Origin of the sequence: Winogradskyella forsetii (genome assembly GCF_013394595.1) — a bacterium.
Taxonomy (GTDB): domain Bacteria; phylum Bacteroidota; class Bacteroidia; order Flavobacteriales; family Flavobacteriaceae; genus Winogradskyella; species Winogradskyella forsetii.
This window is the reverse complement of sequence record NZ_CP053348.1, coordinates 2001203-2022048: the sequence shown is the minus strand read 5'-3', so window position 1 is coordinate 2022048 and position 20846 is coordinate 2001203. Positions and strand designations below refer to the sequence as shown.

Genomic DNA, 20846 nt, shown 5'->3' with positions numbered 1-20846 from the left:
AGTTTAGCTCCTAATAAGCACAAAGATCAAATCCATTTTTAGTTTACCAATTAGTCCATTTGTTGATGGTGTAATTTACACCTAGTTTGAGATAATCCTAAGTTCTAAACCAAAAGTTATAATTGATCAATTGAGTTTCCGCTTCGTTTTTAATCCTTAAACTTCCTTTTATGGTAAAAAATACTTAACTTTCTATAAACTCAATATTTAGTAATTAACTATGCTTAGTATTATCAGATTATTGCCTACACAAATACCAAGAGGTACACCGAATCCAGGTGAATCTATTCCTATAGATTTTTCAGATCCATTTGAGCTTATTGTGTTTATCATTTTACCCATTCTTATTATTGGATTTTACTTCTTTTGGAGAAATAAAAATCGAGGAAATAGGAAATAGCGTCATCTAATGATTCTGTTTTATAACTTAAGCTTTGATGTTACGTTTTAAACCGAAATATTAAGTCTAATATGCTTGACCCTTCAAAGGTCTTATGGCTTCAGTTCATCCACTATATGTTACAATTCAGACATTCTTTTTTTCCACACTATCCATCTGTGATGATATTTGTTCCGAAAAATTAGAGTAACAAAACGTATTAATCATGGTAAGCGCGACAAAAAAGCCTTCAAAAGGAAAACAAATTTTTAGAATCGTCCTGCTTGTTGGTACGTTTATCTCCTTATGGTTCGTTCCATGGATTTTAGTAAAAGCTTGGATATTACCACTACCAAACACAGTTCAAGAACAAGTGAATCAGACGTTGGGTTATGGTTTTGATGGTGTCATTGTATATGTAGATGAAGCAGGTAAGCCACCAGCATTCTACACGGCTGGTTATCATAACCGAGAACAAAAAATACCAGCTAAACCAAATGCTTTATTCAAAATTGCCAGTATAAGCAAGTTATATGTCGCAGTTGCTATTACCAAATTAGCTAATGAGCAACGTTTATCTTTAGATCAAACACTCGCTGATTACTTTCCTGAACTTATGGGAAGAATAGAAAATGCAGATCAAATCACCTTGAGAATGATGGTGCAACACCGAAGTGGCATTCCTAATTACACGGACAGTCCAGATTTTTGGAAGAATCAACCAAATATTGGTAAAGATGTCCTGCACTATGCCCTTGATTTACCAGCCGATTTTGAACCAAACAAGGATTATGGCTATTCAAATACCAATTATTTGTTGCTTTCCAGAATCATTGAGAAAGTTGTAGGTTATGACCGTCAACACTATTTCAATGAGGAAATTTTAACACCTCTTGGACTTAAAAATACATTCGGGTCGCTTAGTGAAGTAAATCTCGACGATGTTATGAGTGGCTATTACGTCGGTATTGACGACGATTTCAAAACCGAGGAACAAGGCATGATAGCTACTGCGGAAGATGTGGGTCGATTTTTAAGAGCATTAAACGATGGTTCATTGCTCAATGAAGACGAAATGGAAATCTACAAATCTATATATGAGTTTAATCATGGAGGATTGCTTCCTGGCTATCAAAGTATGGCCGAATACCACAAAGATATTGATGCTGTAGTCGTCCAGTTTATGAACACCACCGATTTTGAAGGTTACCAATGGAATTTGTTGCAGATCACACATAGTCGCGTCGTTAAAATCTTACGTAAAGCAAAGGGGCTGTAAAACTGAAACAAAAATGGTATTGAAAAAAGTGAAACAATTTTTCTAGTACATCGTCTTTAATACATATCAATCAATCAACCTATAAATCATATGACAGTTTTAGTAGTAGGCGCAAGTGGTGCCACAGGACGTAAATTAGTAGAGCAATTGTTACTTGAAACACACCATGTTAAAGTAATCGTAAGAACACCCAAAAAATTGCCAAAACCATGGCACACCAATAGTAATCTCGAAATCATTTCGGCGAGTGTATTAGACTTAAGTGATACAGAAATGGCGAAAATAGTCAAGGATTGCGATGCGGTGGCGTCTTGCCTTGGTCATAATTTAACTTGGAAAGGTGTCTACGGAAAACCAAGACGATTGGTAACGGATGCCACACGACGGTTGTGCCATGCCATAAAATCAAACCATTTGCAAAGTCCCACAAAGTTTGTTTTAATGAACACCACAGGAAACCGTAATCGCGATTTAAATGAACCGATTTCCTTGGCTCAAAAATGTGTTATTGGTTTGCTTCGTTTATTATTGCCTCCACATGTCGATAACGAAAAGGCAGCCGATTATTTACGCACGCAAATTGGACAAAATGATAAGTCTATTGAATGGGTTGCTGTGAGACCAGATGGATTAATTAATGAGAGCGAAGTGTCCAGTTACGACATCCATGTATCGCCAATAAGAAGCGCTATTTTTAATGCTGGTAAGGTGAGTCGTATCAATGTGGCGCATTTTATGGCCAGTTTAATTAACGATGCTCATTTATGGAACAAATGGAAAGGGCAGATGCCAGTTATTTATAGCACTTCAGACCATGATTAAATGTCTGTCTTTCATTTAAGTAGTATCCAATTATCAACGCAGAACAATTAGTATTTCAATGAATAGGGTTAATAAAATCACTTTATTAGCCTGATATTTAGGCAAAATAAATAGCATTCAGATATGGAATATAAGATACAAATAAAAAAGATAGAGCACGTCAATCATAATGTATTACACTTTGTTACGGACAAACCTAAGGGATATACCTTTACACCAGGACAAGCCACTGAAATGGCCATTGATAAACCTAACTATCGTAATGAAAAACGGCCATTCACATTTACGAATTTACCTGAAGATAAGGAATTAGAATTCACAATTAAAGTATATCCATCGCATAATGGTGTTACAGAGCAGCTCGAAAAGTTAGAAGTTGGCGATACCTTACTTATAGGCGATGCTTGGGGTGCTATCAATTACAAAGGAACAGGATCTTTCATTGCAGGTGGCGCAGGAGTGACACCTTTTATAGCTATTCTTAAAGATTTAAATCAAAAGGGACAACTCAAGGGCAACAAACTGTTTTTTAGCAATAAAGAAGAACGTGATATCATATATAAAAATAATCTCGAAGCTTGGTTAGAGAATGATTTACACCTCACACTTTCCGATGAAGACCACAAAGATTATAAGCATGGCCATATTGACGCAGAGTATTTAAAATCACATAATTTGGAAGTGACCAACCCTGTGTATTTATGTGGTCCACCGCCAATGATGGAAGCTCTAAAATCTGATTTATTTAAAATGGGATTACCAAAATCTCATATTATAGAAGAAGAGGCTTAATAGGCGCTAAATGTCTAGCGTTTTTAAGTTGCAACATTTATTTAACACTAATTTTGTTTAATCTTTTGTTAATTAAGTTAAACAATAGGAATTATACAATATCTTTACCCTATAATTTAACAAACCAAATAATTAAAACTATGAAAACGATTAAAACATTAAGCATTTTAGCCTTAAGTACAGTAGTATTCTTCTCTTGTGAATCCAACAAGAAAGAAAAAACGGAAGAGACTACACAATCGCAAGAAATTGCAGAAGTCATAACAGAAGAAAAGGAAGCGTCTGATCCTAATATTGTAGAAGTTGCCGTAGGCAATGAAAACTTTTCAACCTTAGTGGCTGCAGTAAAAGCTGCCGATTTAGTAGAGACACTTAGTGGAAAAGGGCCGTTTACAGTATTTGCACCAACTAACGATGCCTTCAATAAATTACCAGAAGGTACAGTAGGTACATTATTAAAGCCAGAGAATAAAGAAAAATTAACCAGTATATTAACGTATCACGTGGTATCAGGGAAATATGAGGCCTCGGCAGTCATTGACGCTATTAAGAAAAATAATGGATCATTTACAGTAGCTACCGTACAAGGCGGCGAAATTACATTGAGTCTTAACGACGGCAATGTGATGTTGAAAGACGCGAACGGTGGCATGTCTACCGTAATAATGGCCGACGTCGCAGCCTCAAATGGTGTAATTCACGCTATTGATTCGGTTGTGATGCCAAAATAATTATTGATTGCTTTAGATTAATAGCAGAAAAAACCATTGTAATGTTATGTTACAGTGGTTTTTTTGTGCACCTATTTCAACTATGATATAAGTTTAGGTAAAAAGCAATTTAAAACCGAATGTTTCAGTCTTAATATATCCAGTGATTTCTATAACTTTGCTTTTATCAAATAATTATAGCAATTAGCATACCTTTATTTTCATGATTAAAATTAATAATCTAGTCGTTTTATTAGCCCTATTAACCATTTTGTCGTGTAAAAACCAATCGATAGAAAAACCAGTTTATAAAGCCGAAACATGGACAGATCCAGAATGGGAAAACCCAGAAATTTTTCAAATCAATAGGGAGGAACCAACAGCCTCGTTTTATAAATACACAGATGAAACAGGAGCACTAAAAAATGAGAGTTGGCATAACTCTTCGCTATACAAATCACTTAATGGAACGTGGAATTTCTATTACGCGGATAGCGTTCAGGCAAGGCCAACAAACTTCTATAAAACGGATTTTGATATCAGTGGTTGGGATACCATCGAGGTGCCATCAAATTGGGAGATGAAAGGTTTTGGTATTCCTGTTTATACCAATGTTACGTATATGTTTCCGGCGAATCCACCTTTTATACCTCATAATTTAAACAACAACGGCAGCTATAAAAAGACATTTGATCTTCCGGAAGACTGGGATGGCAAAGACATATACTTACATTTTGTAGGCGTCAGTGGTGCGATGTATGTGTGGTTAAATGGCGAAATGCTGGGTTACAATGAAGGTAGTAAAACAGCTGCTGAGTTTAAAATTACAGAGTTCGTCAAAGAAGGCCGTAATGATTTGGCCGTTCAAGTGATGCGCTGGTCCGATGCGAGCTACATGGAAGATCAAGATTTTTGGAGACTATCTGGCATTGAGCGCGATGTGTATTTCTATGCATCCAATAAAGTCACTTTAAGAGATGTTAAAGTGAATTCAGATCTTGAAAACAGCTATTCAGATGGCGTTTTAGACCTAAACCTCCAAGTGGATAATAATACCGCATCTTCAGTTGAAAAAACAGTAGTGGTTAAACTTTTTGAGGGAGAAACCGAAATCTATTCAGAGTCCAAAGCCGCCGATTTAACCACAGGCAAAAACAATATAGTGTTTCATAAAGTGATTCCAGATGCAAAGCCATGGAGCGCCGAACAGCCCAATTTATACACCTTGCTCATTACCGTAAACGGCGAATCGACGGCAGTCCAAGTGGGATTCAGAAATGTAAAAATTGAAAACAGTCAGTTCTTGGTGAATGGGAAGCCGGTATTGCTTAAAGGGGTTAATTTACACGACCATGACGATATTACGGGTCACGTAGTGTCTGAAGCATTAACCACCAAGGATATGAAAATCATGAAACAGAATAACATCAATGCCATTCGTTGTAGTCACTATCCAAAAGATCCTCATTTTTATCGCTTAGCTGATAAGTACGGCTTTTATGTGATAGATGAAGCCAATATTGAAACACATGGAATGGGCACTACTAATCAAGGTTTGGACAACAATTTGGAGGGTCAAAAACAACATCCCGCCTATTTACCAGATTGGAAAGCCGCGCATTTAGACCGAACCATCCGTATGTATCAAAGGGATAAAAACCATCCAAGTATTATCATTTGGTCCTTAGGGAATGAGGCAGGTAATGGCGATAATTTCTTTAGCACTTATAAATGGTTAAAAACAAATGATACCACAAGGCCAACGCAATATGAAGGGGCTACAAGTTATGAGAATACGGATATTCAAGCGCCAATGTATTGGCCAATACAAATAATGGTTAAATATGTTGAAGAGAGTGGGGAACGCCCATTAATCCTATGCGAATATGCGCATGCCATGGGCAATAGTTTGGGTAATCTTCAAGAGTATTGGGATGTGATAGAGCAATACCCAACTATGCAAGGCGGTTTTATTTGGGACTGGGTAGATCAAGGTATTTTAACACAAACCGAAGCTGGCGAAAACTATTGGGCTTATGGTGGTGATCTTGGAGGCGGCCATTTACAAAATGACAATAATTTTTGTCTCAATGGTATTGTAAACCCAGACCGAACAGCGCAGCCATTATTGTTCGAAATGAAAAAAGTATATCAATACGTAAAGTTTAAGCCAATTCATACTACGGATCTCGGAGCTATTGAAATACAGAATCGCTATGATTTCACCAACTTAAATACCTTGGATTTTTCATGGCAACTGTTAGAAAATGGTATTGAGGTCGCATCAGGAAACTTGCCAAAACTCAATGTAGCACCTTATCAATCTACAAAACAGCGTATAGACTTACCCCAACTCTCCAATAGCCATAGCGATTACCATCTTAACATCTATGCCAAAGCCGCAACAACGAGTGACTTAATCCCTAAAGGTCATATTTTGGCTTACGAGCAAATAGAACTTCAAAAAGGAACATTTTTAACTAAGTCTACTTCGTCTGACAAGAACATAAAGGTATCAAAAACGGATACAAGTCTAACAGCATCCAACCCTAATTTCAAAATAGAATTCGATACGAAAACTGGGGTGTTGAAAACGATTGACTACGGCAATGGTAATATTTTAAAAGAAGGGATAACCCCGAACTTTTGGAGAGCTCCAACAGATAACGACTATGGTTTTAAAATGCCTAAGCGATTAGGGCTTTGGAAGAAAGCAACGCAAACACAAGAATTAATAGCATTTAATGAGTCCTTAAAAAATAATGACGTCATTGTAAATGTTAACTACAACTTACCAGATGCGCAATATGCTAAAGTGGCGTTAAGCTATAAGATTTCCAGCGATGGTGCCATAGCCATTGAAACAAAATTAAAAGATGTAAATTCAGCATTACCAACCTTACCGAGATTTGGGACTAATTTTATAATTAATGATGAATTTAATACCGTGAAATGGTTTGGTAGAGGCCCTCACGAAAACTATCAAGACCGCAACACAGCAGCATTAGTGGGGCAATATCAATCGGAAGTAGCAAACCTTTACGTTCCCTACATTCGCCCGCAAGAAAATGGTTATAAAACAGACACACGTTGGGCGATGTTTTTAAATGACAAAGGAAAAGGCATTAAAATTACAGCTCCAAATCACTTCAGTTTTAGCGCACACCATCAATTTAATGATGATTTTGATGCGGGTAAAACAAAACAACAAAGGCATACTACGGATATTAAAAAAAGAGAGTTCGTCAACATCAATATAGATATGGCACAAATGGGCGTTGGTGGTGATAATAGTTGGGGAGCTATGCCACATAAGAATACTGCATTCCGGCTAAAGAGCTATCATTTACCTATACTATAGATCCCATGCATTAGCAATAGGGGTAATTGAATTATCGCAACTGTTACTATAGAAAAACACATTTTTCACTAAGTGAAGCCCATACTTAACATTTGGAATTAATAGGAGCCAAGTAGCAATTGAAAAGCGCTATGCATTCAAAATCTTAATTAGGTTGGCTTTATATAATTTCCCAATAGGAATGGCATGGTCTTGAATATGTATTCTGTTGCCATCAATTTTATTCATATGTCTTATAGCTACAGCAAACGATTTGTGAACTTGTATAAAATGTTCTGATGGTAGTGTTTCAAATATTTCGGATATTTTCTCGCGAATGGTAATGGTTTCCGTTTTTGACACAATTTTTGTGTAATTACCTGCAGCTTCTATAAATAAAATACGATCTACCTCTACTTGGATATACGATTTATTCTGGCGCAGAAATAAGCGTTTTGGTGCCGTATCCGTTTCTTCTGAAGCTATGTTTTTAGTCATTGTATCGGAGCCCATTACTCTATTTACAGCTTTTAAAAAGCGTTCGAAACTAAAGGGTTTTAACAGGTAATCTTGAACATTAAGCTCATAACCTTCAATTGCAAACTCGCTATATGCCGTTGTAACTATAACTTTTGGTGGCGCTGTTAGTGTTTTTAAAAACTCGAAGCCTTTAAGCTTTGGCATATTTATATCTAAAAAGATTAAGTCGACATGATTTGTATTTAAATATTCAAGCGCTTCTAAAGCGTTATAGCAGTTTTTTTGCAATGTCAGATGCGGAAGCATGTCACAATATTCCATAATGATCTTGTGAGCTATAGGTTCGTCATCTATAATTAGATATGTCATTATTTTATCTTTAAAGAAAGTGTAACTTTATAGGTATTGCTATTTACATCAAACGATAGTAAATGCTTTTTGGGGTATACCAATTCTAAACGCCTATTTAAGTTTTTTAAGCCAATGCCTTCTGTATTGGGTGCTATCTGTACTTCAAAATTATTTTCAATAGTGAAATATACGTTATTATCCTTTTCGGTTAAGCTGATATGGATGTAGGCGTCTTTCTCTAAATTTTCCAAGCCATGCTTAAAGGCATTTTCTACTAAAATAATAAATAGCAAGGGCATGATTCTGGCTTGGGGATTATCTATTTCAGTATGAAATTGAATATCGGACTTTTTATGATAGCGAATTTCTTGAAGCTGGATGTAGTTTTGTAAGTAATCATGTTCTTGCTGAAGGGTTACCCAATCTTTTTCACCTTCATAAATACTATAGCGCATCATACCCGACAGTTTGAGTACCATTTCGCGTTCCTTGGAATCTTTCTTCATTAAGCCATATAAATTGTTGAGTGTGTTGAAGAAGAAATGTGGATTCACTTGACTTTTTAAATGTAGTAATTCTGTTTTTTCTTTTTCATTCTTTAATTGGATAATCGATTTGATTTGCTTGAAAATCCAATAAGCAATGGTGATAAATACAAGTATAAAGTACAATGCAATAAATTCTACAAAACCTTCTAATTTGCCAAAAGTGTCATTAAATAATACAATGACGACACCTATAATCACGAGCGTAATTTTATAAAACCGGTTGAGGATTGTCTTTTTCCTATCAGATATTTTCAACTTCATAGGTCAATATTAATTAAATAAATTTCTATCTGCTAATTAGTTGATAAACAATAGGCCTCAAGGGTTAAACAGCTATTTGGTAGTGATAAAGTGCGTTCGTGCGATTTACAAGTGTTTGTATCCCACCTAACGAGCAATGCATCACATTTACTTTTTAGCTTTAGGGATAGCCTCTAAGTTTGCATCAAACAATCAATCAAAAAACGAACAGTATGGAACTTATTATTGATAATTTATCAAAGACCTATTCCAATGGTATTCAAGCCTTACAGAAGGTTTCATTAGAGATACCAACTGGTATGTTCGGATTATTAGGTCCGAATGGTGCAGGCAAATCTACGTTAATGCGGACCATTGCCACACTGCAAGAAGCCGATACAGGATCAGTTACCCTTGGAGACATAGATGTACTACAACAAAAAAATGAGTTACGACAGGTATTAGGCTATTTGCCACAGCAATTTGGCTTGTATCCCAAAATATCTGCAGAGGTATTACTCAATCATTTTGCCGTACTAAAAGGGATTTCCAATAAACATGAGCGCCATGAATTGGTGAAAGCACTTCTAAATAAAACGAATTTATACGAGGTACGAAACCAAAACCTTAAAGGGTTTTCTGGTGGTATGAAGCAGCGTTTTGGTATTGCACAGGCCTTACTTAATAACCCGAAGTTACTTATTGTGGATGAGCCTACGGCTGGATTGGATCCTGTAGAGCGGAACCGATTTTACAACGTGTTGAGTGAATTAGGAGAGCATACCGTAGTTATTTTATCGACCCATATTGTTGATGATGTTAAAGAGCTCTGTACAAACATGGCCATCATCAATCAAGGTAAGGTGTGCTTAAAAGGACAGCCTTTGCAAATACTAGAAGGTCTAAAAGACAAAGTGTATCAAAAAACAGTAAAAAAGGCAGAATTGACCCTTTACAAAAATAACTATCAGGTTATTAGTGAGAAATTGTTTCTAGGAAAACCAACCATTCACATTTTAAGTGATACTCATCCAGGAGATGGTTTTTCGCTAATTAATGCGGAGTTAGAAGATGTGTATTTCTCTGAAATATTCCGTAATACGAATTCTAAATCTAACTAATTATGTGGTATCAAATTTTTAAGTTCGAATTACATTACCGAATCAAACGACCAGACACCTATGTATTCTTCCTGTTTCTATTTCTGTTTTCCATTGTAGGAGTAGATTTTATTTTTCAAGGGTCAGAAATGGGACTTATGAAAAAAAACTCACCCATAGTGATTGCAAAAACCATGGGAGCTATTACTGGCATATTCATGATCTTAGCGTCCATGATCATGGGAGTCTCTGTATTAAGGGATTTTGAATACAATATAGAATCATTGCTGTTTTCGACGCCAATCAATAAAAAAGAGTATTTGCTGGGTCGATTTTTAGGATCATTTACGGTTTTATTATTTGCATTTACGGGTATTCTATTTGGTATGATGCTGGGTGAATTTATGCCATGGCAAAACCCAAAAGATCTGTTAGAATTTAATGCTATGCTTTATTTAAAAACGTTTGTATTGATAACCTTGCCAACTTTATTTTTTGGGGCATCACTATTTTTTGTAACAGGAGCCTTAAGTAGAAACCTGGTGGTCGTATATACACAAGGAATTATAGTATTTGTGGTTTTTATGCTAACCAAATCCATTACCAATGAATTTTGGCAAGCCATTCTAGATCCGTTTTCGTTAACAACAACTACTTATGCTACAAAATCTTGGACAGCTATAGAAAAGAGCACGCAAAACCTTCCATTCATTGGGGCATTACTGTATAACAAACTGTTTTGGATGGCTTTGGGGATAATAGCACTGATTTACGGTTTTAAAAAATTCAATTTTAATGTGGTCAAAGACAAGCGATCTAAACGGAAAAAGCAGCAAGTGCTGGCTCATACATCCTTGTATGACGGTAAGGTTTTGGTGATACCAGCTGCTAAAAAGCATTATGGTATGCGTTTCAAATTAACGCAGTTAAAAGAGTTTTCTTGGTTTTATTTTGTGAGCATTTGCAAGCAAGCTTCATTTAGGGGTATTGTTATTTGCGGGATGATTATCATCCTAATTAATTCGGTAAATCTTGGAACTGTGTATGGTGTAGATAGCTATCCGGCAACCTATTTTATTGTCGAAGAACTTAAAGAAACGTCAATTTACTTTTTCATTATAATATTAGTGTTTTATTCAGGAGAATTGGTATGGAAAGAGCGAGGCGCTCAACTAGATCTCATTTATGACGCCACACCAATGTCAAGCTTTATGAAATTAGCTGGTAAGTTTATGGGATTAAACTTAGTTTATGTGGTTCTTATGCTCGCTTTAATTGGTTCAGGAATTCTATTTCAAACATTGAGTGGCTATTATAACTATGAGTTTCAAGTCTATTTTTCTGGTTTCTTTTTAGAGATATTACCGTCTCTAGCCTTATATACCTTTATTGCTTTTTTTATCCAAGCACTGGTGAATCATAAGTTTGTGGGTGTTATGTTAGTTATTGTATTCTTTATATCTAACATAGCTATGGGACTGTTTGGGTTTGATCATGATTTATACTTTTTTGGAGGAAGCGCGTTAGGAGCCTATTCTGATATGAATGGTTACGGGCATTTTTTAAAACCCTATCTGTTAATTAAATCGTACTGGTTTCTCTTTGGCATGTTATTATTAATTGTAGCATCTTTAATGTCGGTTAGAGGTACTGAAACCAACTTGATAAAACGTATAAAAGTGGGTAAATACAGATTGAGCAAGCCGCTTTTTAGGCTTTTTTGCGTGATACTTTTGACCTTTATAACTGTTGGAAGTGTTATATTTTATAATACGAATATTTTAAATGAGTATTGGACAGATTCAGAAGCAACGGCGTTTCGAGTCGCCTATGAAAAGGAACTCAAACCATTTGAATATTTACCACAACCCAAGATAGTCGCTGTTGACTTACAATTAGAGTTGTATCCTGAAAACCGAGACTATACCGCAAAAGGGTATTACACTTTAAAAAACACTACAAATAAGCGTATCCAAAAAGTTCATATTCAAAAACTTATTGAAAGCAATATAACAATAGATACTATCGCTTTTGAAGGTGGTTTTACAACTGATAATCAGTATAAAAATTTTGATTACACTATCTATAATCTCAATATAGCCCTAAAACCTGGTGACTCCGTAACCATGTATTTTGAGCAACGTTTTGCCACCAAAGGATTTGAATTAGGAAACTCCAATGTAAACATCAATAATAATGGTACATTTTTTAATAATTCCGATTTACCAACTATTGGCTATAGTAAAAAATATGAATTAAATGATGCTGATGAAAGGGAAGCTAATAATTTGCCAATAAGAATGAGTAGAGAAAACAGAGACCATAAATACGAACTTAAAAATGCAAGATCTGGTAGTGATTCGGATGGTATTCATTTTGACATGACTATAGGTACTTCAGAAAATCAAACCGCTTTAGCACCTGGTAGTTTAGAGAAGCAATGGACAGAAAACAATCGCAATTATTTTCATTATAAAATGAAAGTTCCGATGATTAATTTTTACGCCATAGTTTCAGCAACCTATGAACTAAAAAAAGACATATGGACGCCAGATCAAGATGCTTTAGGAAATCCTGTTGATCTTGAAATTTATTATCATAAAGCACACTATTACAACATTGATAGAATGATGAGCTCCATGAAAGCTTCATTAAATTATTACAGCAAAAACTTTAGCCCTTATCAATACGAGCAACTGCGTATCATGGAATTTCCACGTTATGCGCAATTTGCACAATCGTTTCCTGGCACCATTCCATTTTCAGAATCCATAGGTTTTGTTTTAGATATTGATGATGAGCAGGATGTAGATATGGCATTTTTCATCACCGCTCACGAAATTGCCCACCAATGGTTTGGTATGCAAGTGGAGGCAGCAAATGTAAAAGGGCAATATTTTATTTTAGAAACCTTATCGCAGTATGCCGCTATGATGGTTTTGAAGGACCAGTATTCTGAAGAGAAGCTACTTCAGTTTTTAGAACATCAGAACGAGAGATATAAAGAAGGAAAAGATAGGGAAGCTTTAGAAGAACCTTCGTTGGCGTTAGTAGAACATCAAGATTATGTGTATTATGCTAAAGGTGCCATCAATATGTATCAATTTCAAAAAGAAATAGGAGAGGAGCGCGTAAATAAAGCTTTAAGACACTTTTTGGAAGATTGGAATACCACCAACGGCAAACTAAAAACAACTACCAATCGCTATGCCACCAGTAAAGATTTAATAGGGTATTTTAAAGCAGTGACACCAGATTCACTTCAGTATGTAATTACAGATTTGTTTGAGACAGTGAAGCCTATAGAATTATAATTAAAAGGTCCTTTATTGTAACATTTCAGAATTTTGAGCAACATATAGAGGTATAAAAAACTCATATAATGACAGACTTAAACTTGGCAGATAAACTGCTGCTATTGGTATTAGATGATGACAAGGGGACTTTTGTTTCTGGGCCATTTGCATTGACTTATGGATTAGCTGGTGCCATAGTATTGGAACTATCATTACAAGACTGTATCAAAATAGAAAACAAAAAAGTTATTGTGAATAACTCAAAGCAAACTAACGATGGGTTACTTGATGTTTATTTAGAGCAATTAAGAAGTTCAAAGAAAGCACGTACACTTAAATATTGGGTACAAAAGTTGGGGAACAAAGAACGCGCCATCAAAAAAGAAATTCTCGATAAGCTCATTTTAAAAGGCATTTTAACCAAAAGAGAGGAAAAGTTTTTATGGGTATTTAATAATGATAAATTTCCAACGGTTAATTCGAAGCCAGAATACAGCCTACGAAAACGGTTATATGAGATCATAGAATTTAACAAAAGCCCAGCATTGGATGAGCTTATGCTTATTAGTCTGATAGATTCATGTAATTTAAACCGAACCGTTTATGGAAAGGATCGCGCTAAACGCTATAAAGATAACATTAAGAGAACAATAGCTGAGGCCAAGAATAGTCCGCTTTTAAGTGCTACTATAAAAGAGGTGCATGAAATTATCTTAGCCATGCTAGTGGTGATAATTTCGTCTTCAATTGCTACAACAACTGTTACAAGCACATAGTGTAATAATTTGGTTACAATACAATATGTATTATAGTGTTGTCTATTAGGTAACTTATTTGTTTGCCATATAGTTTTTATAATCAACACTTAAACCTCATATTTGACGTTCCTGTACTTTTACTTTTCAATTTAAAAAGTATTTCGTTGCTTTGTTTAAAATGGAAAGCAATAATAAAATAAAGACGAGTCATACCAGCATATCGCTGTATTGGAAGTGCCAATTAATAGGTTGGGGGCTGGTTTCTCTTTTTTGGCTTTACATTGCCTTGTTCAGGGATAGTTTTCAAATGTCTCATGCCATTATTAACTACTTTTTTGACGTGGCGATATGCATAGCAATAACACATGCTTATCGAACTCTTGCTATACAACGCAAGTGGAATGAATTAGGTATAAAAAAATTGATTTGGAAAGTAATTCCTGCGCTCCTTATACTTTCTGTTGTATTCATGTTACTGATGAATCTTAAAATGGCTGCCTATATTTATTTAGTAAATAGTCAAAGTGATTCGATAAGCAAGGTTTTTGTTTGGAATCCTCTTTTTGTTTGGAACCCTGTTTTAATTACTGGTTTAAGGCATATGACCATTTGGTTACTCGCGTATCACCTATATCATTACTATCAAAAAGAAGTCGATACCACACGGGAGAATGCTCAATTGTCTATAATAGCAAAACAAGCCCAATTAGATAATTTATCAGCGCAATTAAATCCACATTTCTTATTCAACTCCTTAAATTCTATTAAGTCATTAGTCATTGAAAGTCCTGATACAGCAAGAAGAGCTATTGATTTGTTATCAGACTTATTACGTTCATCCTTATATGAAAAAGACAAAGATTTAATACCTATTAAAAACGAGCTCGATCTAGTTTATGATTATATTGAATTAGAAAAAATGCGTTTTGAAGAACGGCTTCAGCTCAAAACAAATATTGATAAAAGCCTTATTAATTATAAAATTCCTGCCTTAAGTATTCAGTTGTTAGTAGAAAACGCCATTAAACACGGCATCGACTTAAAAGTTGATGGTGGTGCTGTGGTCTTAAACCTTAAAGAAGAGGATAACCATATTCACATGACTGTTGAGAATCCTGGAGTCATTAATCAAAATAACAAGGTTGGTTTAGGTCTAAAAAACTTAAAAAAGCGCCTAGAAATTCAATATAAAGGCAAGGCTAGTTTTAGTTTAACACCGCATGAAAACAACCAGGTCTGTGCTACAATAATAATTCCAATGCATATAGACAATGAATACATTTAAAACCATAATTATTGATGATGAACGTTTAGCGCGAGAAGAAGTAAAACGCGCATTAGAAAAACATCAAGAGTTTGAAATTATTGGTGAAGCCAGTCATGTGGATGAGGCCATAACGCTCATTGAAGACTTACAACCAGACTTATTGTTTTTAGATATTCACATGCCTGGTAAATCTGGTTTTGACTTATTGGAAGAGTTAACCAATGTACCAGATGTTGTGTTTACCACGGCCTATGATCAATATGCTGTAAAAGCTTTTGAGATGAATGCTTTAGACTATTTAGTAAAGCCTTTAAGAGATGAGCGTTTTTCTAAAACTATGGAAAAGGTAAAGGAAGAATTATCTAATAGGACAAAACTTGAGCCTACAACCTTACCCATGCATCAAAAGATATTTATAAAAGATGGTGAAAAGTGTCACTTTATTCCACTAACAGATATTTATTTTATTGAATCTTTAGAAAATTACGCGCGACTGTATTTTGGTTCAGATAAAGCCATGATTAAGCGGTCTTTAAATTTATTAGCAGAGAAGTTAGACCCTAAAGTCTTTTTTCGTGTGAATCGAAGTCAAATGATTAACATACATTACATCAAAGAGATTCACCCATACTTCAATAATAAATTACAAATTATATTAACGACTGGCGAAAAAGTAGAAGTCTCTAGCAGACAATCAGTTAAATTTAAAAACTGGAATAGTTTATAACGAATAAAAAGTTGGCTTTTCTAACGTTTATTGACGTTTATTGGCGCTCATGTACTTTTGCTTTTTTCAGTGAAACTTACGCCTTTACTTTGTGCTATAATCAATTAAATATCATATTATGAATTATTTTAAAATAGCATCTTATCTGGTTAAAGTCATAAGCATAGTATTATTTTATCTACTGTGTTCTTGTAGTGAAAACCAAGCATCATTAACTGAACAACCAACCCTAAAAGATTATACCGTTGGAGAACAATGGATTTGGGAATACAAAGGCGTAACTACGGAAGGTGAAGTACGTTCAGAAGGCGAAGATAAAAGAGAAATAGTACAAATAGATGGTGGTTTAGGAATGGTCGTTGCTAAAGATACGGTTCCTGTTTCAGACATTGTAAAACCAGAAGAAAGTAAAACACCAAGATACAAGTGGCCTATAGAAGTTGGTAAAACATGGACTTATGAAAAAAACTGGACAAGTCAAGATGGTACCACAGGAACACAAAGCCAAGAAGCCAAAGTGTTATCCTATAAAGAAGAAACAGTAGGAGCAGGGACATTTATGGCCTACACCATAGAATACAAGGGAACCGTTTCAAATTCTAGAGGTTACAATGCACAAACCGATGAAGTTTGGTTGTATGCGCCAGAAATAAAAAACTTTATTAAAATGACCCAAACGCAAGACGGCTTTGTATATAATGAAGAATTAATCAAGTACGTAAACCCAAATAACAAGTAATATTTATAATTACGCTTAACATTTCAAATTAATCAATATGAGCGACGAAAAAAAATCACAATTAACAATAAAAAGGGGAGTTCTTGCCATCGTTGCCATGTACGTATGTCAGCTTTTAGCAGGAATTATTACCTCTTATGCTTTTAAGTTATTTACGCCGTCAAAGACAGTTCCTATTGAGATTATTGGAGTATCGTCTGCCTTGTTAAGCGGTATTATGATATTGTTTCTATTCTGGTGGGATCTAAAAAGGTCTGGCAAATCATTTTATCCACAAATAGGACTGCAAGCTAGTAAGATCAAAAATAACAAAGCAGTTTTATTAGTCATAGCAGCATTGGTTTCAACACATGTTTTAGCCTGGATATATAGGTCGGTTATTTTACCAAGCTTTGACCAAGGAGGGATCATAGCTGGTGGCTCTAAAATGTTTAGTTTTATTCAGGAAAACGGAGGAGCACTTGAAATGAGTGGCTTTTTACTATTGGCACTCATTGTAGGTCCTATAATGGAAGAGGTTGTTTTTAGGGGCTATTTACAATCATCATTAACAAAGCGGATACCTGCTTGGGCAGCTATAGTAATAACTTCTGTTGTTTTTACTGCTGGACATAGCCCTATGATTTTATGGCCAATGTATTTTCTCTTTAGCATAACTTGGGGTTACATATATTTAAAAACAGGATCTTTAAAAATGGCCATTCTAATACATATCTTAAGCAACTTGTTTTATACTGTTATTGGTTTTGCAGGTTGGGATATTCTCGCTTAAGGTAATCGATTTGTACTTTTAAAAAATAATAAATGAAAAAATCATTTCTGATACTCGTATTATTCGCAATTAGCTTGACTTCTTTTGCACAAGAATTACCATTTATACAAGTAAAACTATCTGATTCCATAGCACTTGCTAATCAAATGCAGCAATTGGCAATACAATGTGATACTCAAAATTTATCAGCAATAGACCAGTTTAAGTTCCAGTTAATAAGAGGTGAATATAAAGACGCCTTAGCTTCAATAAAAAAAAGGATAGAAGAAACACCAAGAGATCAAAGTCAGTATTTAGATGTCTACAAGCATTATGTAGAGGCAAAACTATCTGCGAACTTCAAAGACACATTTACGAAAGCTTACAACAAATACGTAAAGAATGCTGATGATATACAAGTTATTAATTTAGATAAATTCCTGATAGTTAGAGACCCAACTGATTATTACGTTAGTAATTTTAATAATTCGTATAGTAATATTAAATCTGAAAAGATATCACAGCCTACAGCTATAGATTTAGTAAAAAAGTACTTTTTAAAAACGGTATTTTCAGAAACTAGAGCAATATACTTTAATGAAATTAAACAAGATCATAAACGGAGATATGTCGTAAATGATAGTATTGTAATTCCTATGAAAGATGGTGCCGAAGTTTCCATAGTAGTAATACAGCGAAAAGGACATGCAACACCTAAAAAATCAACCATATTAGTGTCTTCTATTTACGCAGGAACCAATGAAGTTAGTGCGATGTTAGCAGCATCTAAAGGCTATAATGGTGTTATTTCAAATACAAGAGGAAAACGATTAAGTAAAAGCAACATCAAACCTCTTGAATATGAACACACAGATGTGTATGAAGTGATTGATTGGATAAGTAAACAATCGTGGTCTAATCAAAAAGTAGCCATGTATGGTGGTAGTTACAATGGCTTTACACAATGGGCTTCTATGAAACACAAAGTGCATCCTGCATTAAAAACCATTGTACCCATGGTAGCTGTTGCTCCAGGAATTGATTATCCAATGGAAAACAATATCCTACACAATTATTCGTATTCATGGAATTTCTATGTCACTAACAATAAGTTTTTAGATTTTGAAGCTTCGCAAGATTTTAATCGCTGGAACACCTTAAAAAACACCTGGTACGAAACAGGCGTGGCGTTTAACAAGCTAGATAGTTTAGATGGGCAAGTCAACACCTTATGGAGTACCTATATACAACATCCGAGTTATGATGACTATTGGAAAAAAATGATTCCGTACAAACAAGAGTTTGCAAAAATTGATATACCTATTTTAACCATTACAGGGTATTATGACGACTCACAACGAGGCGCCATGTATTATTTCAATGAGCATCATAAATACGCAACAAATCCAAACCATTATTTATTAGTAGGGCCTTATGATCATTGGACGGCACAAACCAAGCCAGAAGAAAGCTTACGGAATTATAAATTAGATAATGCGGCATTACTAAATATTGAAGAAAATGTGATTTATGAGTGGTTTGATTATGTTTTAAATGCTAAAGAAAAGCCTAGTATTTTAAAAGATAAAGTCAATTTTCAAGTCATGGATACCAATACTTGGATGCACAAACCCAGTTTAGGCGCCATGACTAACGATACATTAATCTTTCATTTAAGTGCTGATAAAACCAACGAATTTTATGTCTTAAAATCAAAACCAAATAATTCAGAGATTCAAATGTCAGTCGATTTTAAGGATAGGGAAAGTATGAGTAATTCCGAATATTATCCTTGGCCTTTGGAACGTGATCAAATCAATTTAAACGATGGGTTGATTTTTAAATCTGAAACTTTAAAAGAAAATGTCATTATAAATGGATCATTTTTTGGAAAATTGGAGTTAGCCATCAATAAAAAAGATGTGGATTATTCGGTAATAGTCTATCAACTGACGCCAGAAGGTAAATACTTTCATTTAAGTTATTTTATTGGCAGAGCTAGTTTTGCGAAGGACAGAGAACAAAGAAATCTGCTCACACCCAATGCATTTACACAAATTCCATTTGATAACTCTAAATTAATCAGTAAAAAAATAGAAAAGGGGAGTCGTATTGTCGTGGTAATCAATGTGAATAAGAATAATAATGCCCAACTCAATTACGGCACAGGTAAAGAAGTCAATGAAGAAACAATTAAAGATGCAGAAATACCTTTAAAGATTATATTTAAAGGAAATAGCAGTATTGCTTTACCAATTTGGAATCTAGAAGGTAACAAGTTTTAATTGTATTTTATAGAATTGCATTATGTTAATTAGCATCTCAAAGCTAACGATCTCATAAAATTTTAGCCAAAATAGCAGTGGTATAAATTCTTTTGTTCTTAGTGTAAACAGATAAGAGATAATACAATAGGATAGTGCATTAACCACAATTAAAAATCGAGTAAAAATTACCCAATCGGATAATTATTACCCATAACAATTGTGAGGTATGTTTTTTAATTATTTGATATAAAGCTATTTACGAAAACATAGTGGACTTCACTTTTCTTAGGTACAATCATTGACACATATTTATAGAATTATGAATATAACATCTTTTAGATGTCTTAAACATTTTTACTATGTCCAAAAAAAAGACGATATCAAGTCAAATAAACATTGTTTTAGCTTTAGTTGCTGTTTTCTTATTAATATTTGGAACAAACCGTATGGATAAACGACACTTTGAAACAGCTCAAAATGCCGTAACCTCTGTATATTATGATCGTGTTTTGGCTCAAGATTATATATACAAAATGAACAATCTTATTCATAAAAAGCAAAAACAACTCGCTGAGGACTCCAAAACAATAGCCTTAAGTACAAATAAAGAAATAGAAACACTCATTACTTCATTTTCTGAAACAGAACTTACGCGCAACGAATTGCATACTTTTAATAATTTTAAAAGTGGTTTCAAAAAGTTAAAGTCCAAAGAAACTAGATTTAATGAGAATATGAATGCTCAATCTAAAAAAGGGCATACCGATGACATTGATAAAAAGAACCTATTTGACAAAGACTTGATTGGGCTTAAAAAGGATTTAGATAATTTAGCACTAATCCAAGTTTCAGAAAGCAAAAATATTATGAGCATTGCTCAAAAATCTTTAAATTCTAACCTGTTATTATCCACTATGGAAATTTACGCGCTTTTGGTAGTTGGTATTATTATATTGGCCGTAACCTTCTACAGAATTGAAAAACAATAAACTTTAACAAT

17 protein-coding genes are annotated in these 20846 nt (G+C 34.5%); 15 read left to right on the top strand and 2 right to left on the bottom strand.

The genetic code is table 11. From position 1 onward, the window contains the following. The first annotated feature begins 220 nt into the window (after positions 1-220). The 6 genes from HM987_RS08785 to HM987_RS08760 all read left to right on the top strand — a co-directional run bounded on the left by HM987_RS08785 (position 221) and on the right by HM987_RS08760 (position 7343). A complete protein-coding gene (locus HM987_RS08785; protein WP_179007143.1) occupies positions 221-400 on the top strand; it encodes an adenylosuccinate synthetase in 180 nt (59 codons plus the stop codon). A gap of 205 nt (positions 401-605) precedes the next feature. After that, entirely contained in the window at positions 606-1658 is a 1053-nt protein-coding gene (locus HM987_RS08780; RefSeq protein WP_179007140.1) for a serine hydrolase domain-containing protein, read from the top strand. A 90-nt stretch (positions 1659-1748) separates the two neighbouring features. Beyond that, a complete protein-coding gene (locus HM987_RS08775) occupies positions 1749-2480 on the top strand; it encodes an NAD(P)-dependent oxidoreductase (protein ID WP_179007137.1) in 732 nt (243 codons plus the stop codon). 123 nt (positions 2481-2603) lie between these two features. Then, positions 2604-3272, top strand: a complete 669-nt coding sequence (locus tag HM987_RS08770) for an FAD-binding oxidoreductase (RefSeq protein ID WP_179007135.1) — start codon at positions 2604-2606, stop codon at positions 3270-3272. Positions 3273-3412: 140 nt separating this feature from the next. Further along, on the top strand, positions 3413-4003 hold the full coding sequence (locus tag HM987_RS08765; RefSeq protein ID WP_179007132.1) for a fasciclin domain-containing protein: 591 nt from the start codon (positions 3413-3415) through the stop codon (positions 4001-4003). Positions 4004-4205: 202 nt separating this feature from the next. Beyond that, on the top strand, positions 4206-7343 hold the full coding sequence (locus tag HM987_RS08760; RefSeq protein ID WP_179007128.1) for a glycoside hydrolase family 2 TIM barrel-domain containing protein: 3138 nt from the start codon (positions 4206-4208) through the stop codon (positions 7341-7343). Positions 7344-7472: 129 nt separating this feature from the next. Here the strand turns inward: HM987_RS08760 and HM987_RS08755 are convergent, their stop codons facing one another. Both HM987_RS08755 and HM987_RS08750 read right to left on the bottom strand, forming a co-directional pair. Next, positions 7473-8171, bottom strand: a complete 699-nt coding sequence (locus HM987_RS08755; RefSeq protein ID WP_306293662.1) for a LytR/AlgR family response regulator transcription factor — start codon at positions 8169-8171, stop codon at positions 7473-7475. Beyond that, positions 8171-8962 (bottom strand): sensor histidine kinase, encoded by a 792-nt coding sequence (locus tag HM987_RS08750; RefSeq protein WP_179007125.1) that lies wholly within the window; start codon positions 8960-8962, stop codon positions 8171-8173. The genes HM987_RS08755 and HM987_RS08750 overlap by 1 nt, the downstream gene beginning before the upstream one ends. Before the next feature lie 212 nt (positions 8963-9174). On the opposite strand from HM987_RS08750, the gene HM987_RS08745 reads away from it, so the two are divergent. From HM987_RS08745 to HM987_RS08705, 9 genes are all read left to right on the top strand, one after another. Next, on the top strand, positions 9175-10062 hold the full coding sequence (locus tag HM987_RS08745; RefSeq protein ID WP_179007123.1) for an ABC transporter ATP-binding protein: 888 nt from the start codon (positions 9175-9177) through the stop codon (positions 10060-10062). 2 nt (positions 10063-10064) lie between these two features. Further along, entirely contained in the window at positions 10065-13355 is a 3291-nt protein-coding gene (locus tag HM987_RS08740; RefSeq protein WP_179007121.1) for an ABC transporter permease/M1 family aminopeptidase, read from the top strand. Between the two features lie 68 nt (positions 13356-13423). After that, positions 13424-14113 (top strand): GOLPH3/VPS74 family protein, encoded by a 690-nt coding sequence (locus tag HM987_RS08735; RefSeq protein ID WP_179007119.1) that lies wholly within the window; start codon positions 13424-13426, stop codon positions 14111-14113. A gap of 160 nt (positions 14114-14273) precedes the next feature. After that, entirely contained in the window at positions 14274-15380 is a 1107-nt protein-coding gene (locus tag HM987_RS08730) for a sensor histidine kinase (protein ID WP_179007117.1), read from the top strand. Next, positions 15367-16089, top strand: a complete 723-nt coding sequence (locus HM987_RS08725) for a LytR/AlgR family response regulator transcription factor (protein WP_179007115.1) — start codon at positions 15367-15369, stop codon at positions 16087-16089. Before HM987_RS08730 ends, HM987_RS08725 begins: the two co-directional genes overlap by 14 nt. Before the next feature lie 118 nt (positions 16090-16207). Continuing rightward, complete coding sequence (locus HM987_RS08720; protein ID WP_179007113.1) at positions 16208-16828, top strand: hypothetical protein; 621 nt, start codon at positions 16208-16210, stop codon at positions 16826-16828. Positions 16829-16865: 37 nt separating this feature from the next. Continuing rightward, the gene (locus tag HM987_RS08715) at positions 16866-17600 is read left to right on the top strand and encodes a CPBP family intramembrane glutamic endopeptidase (RefSeq protein ID WP_179007111.1); all 735 of its coding nucleotides are present in this window, start codon (positions 16866-16868) and stop codon (positions 17598-17600) included. A 32-nt stretch (positions 17601-17632) separates the two neighbouring features. Further along, positions 17633-19864 carry a CocE/NonD family hydrolase gene (locus HM987_RS08710; RefSeq protein WP_179007109.1) on the top strand — a complete coding sequence of 744 codons (2232 nt, stop codon included), beginning with the start codon at positions 17633-17635 and terminating at the stop codon, positions 19862-19864. Positions 19865-20205: 341 nt separating this feature from the next. After that, the gene (locus tag HM987_RS08705) at positions 20206-20835 is read left to right on the top strand and encodes a hypothetical protein (RefSeq protein ID WP_179007107.1); all 630 of its coding nucleotides are present in this window, start codon (positions 20206-20208) and stop codon (positions 20833-20835) included. Positions 20836-20846 lie beyond the last annotated feature (11 nt).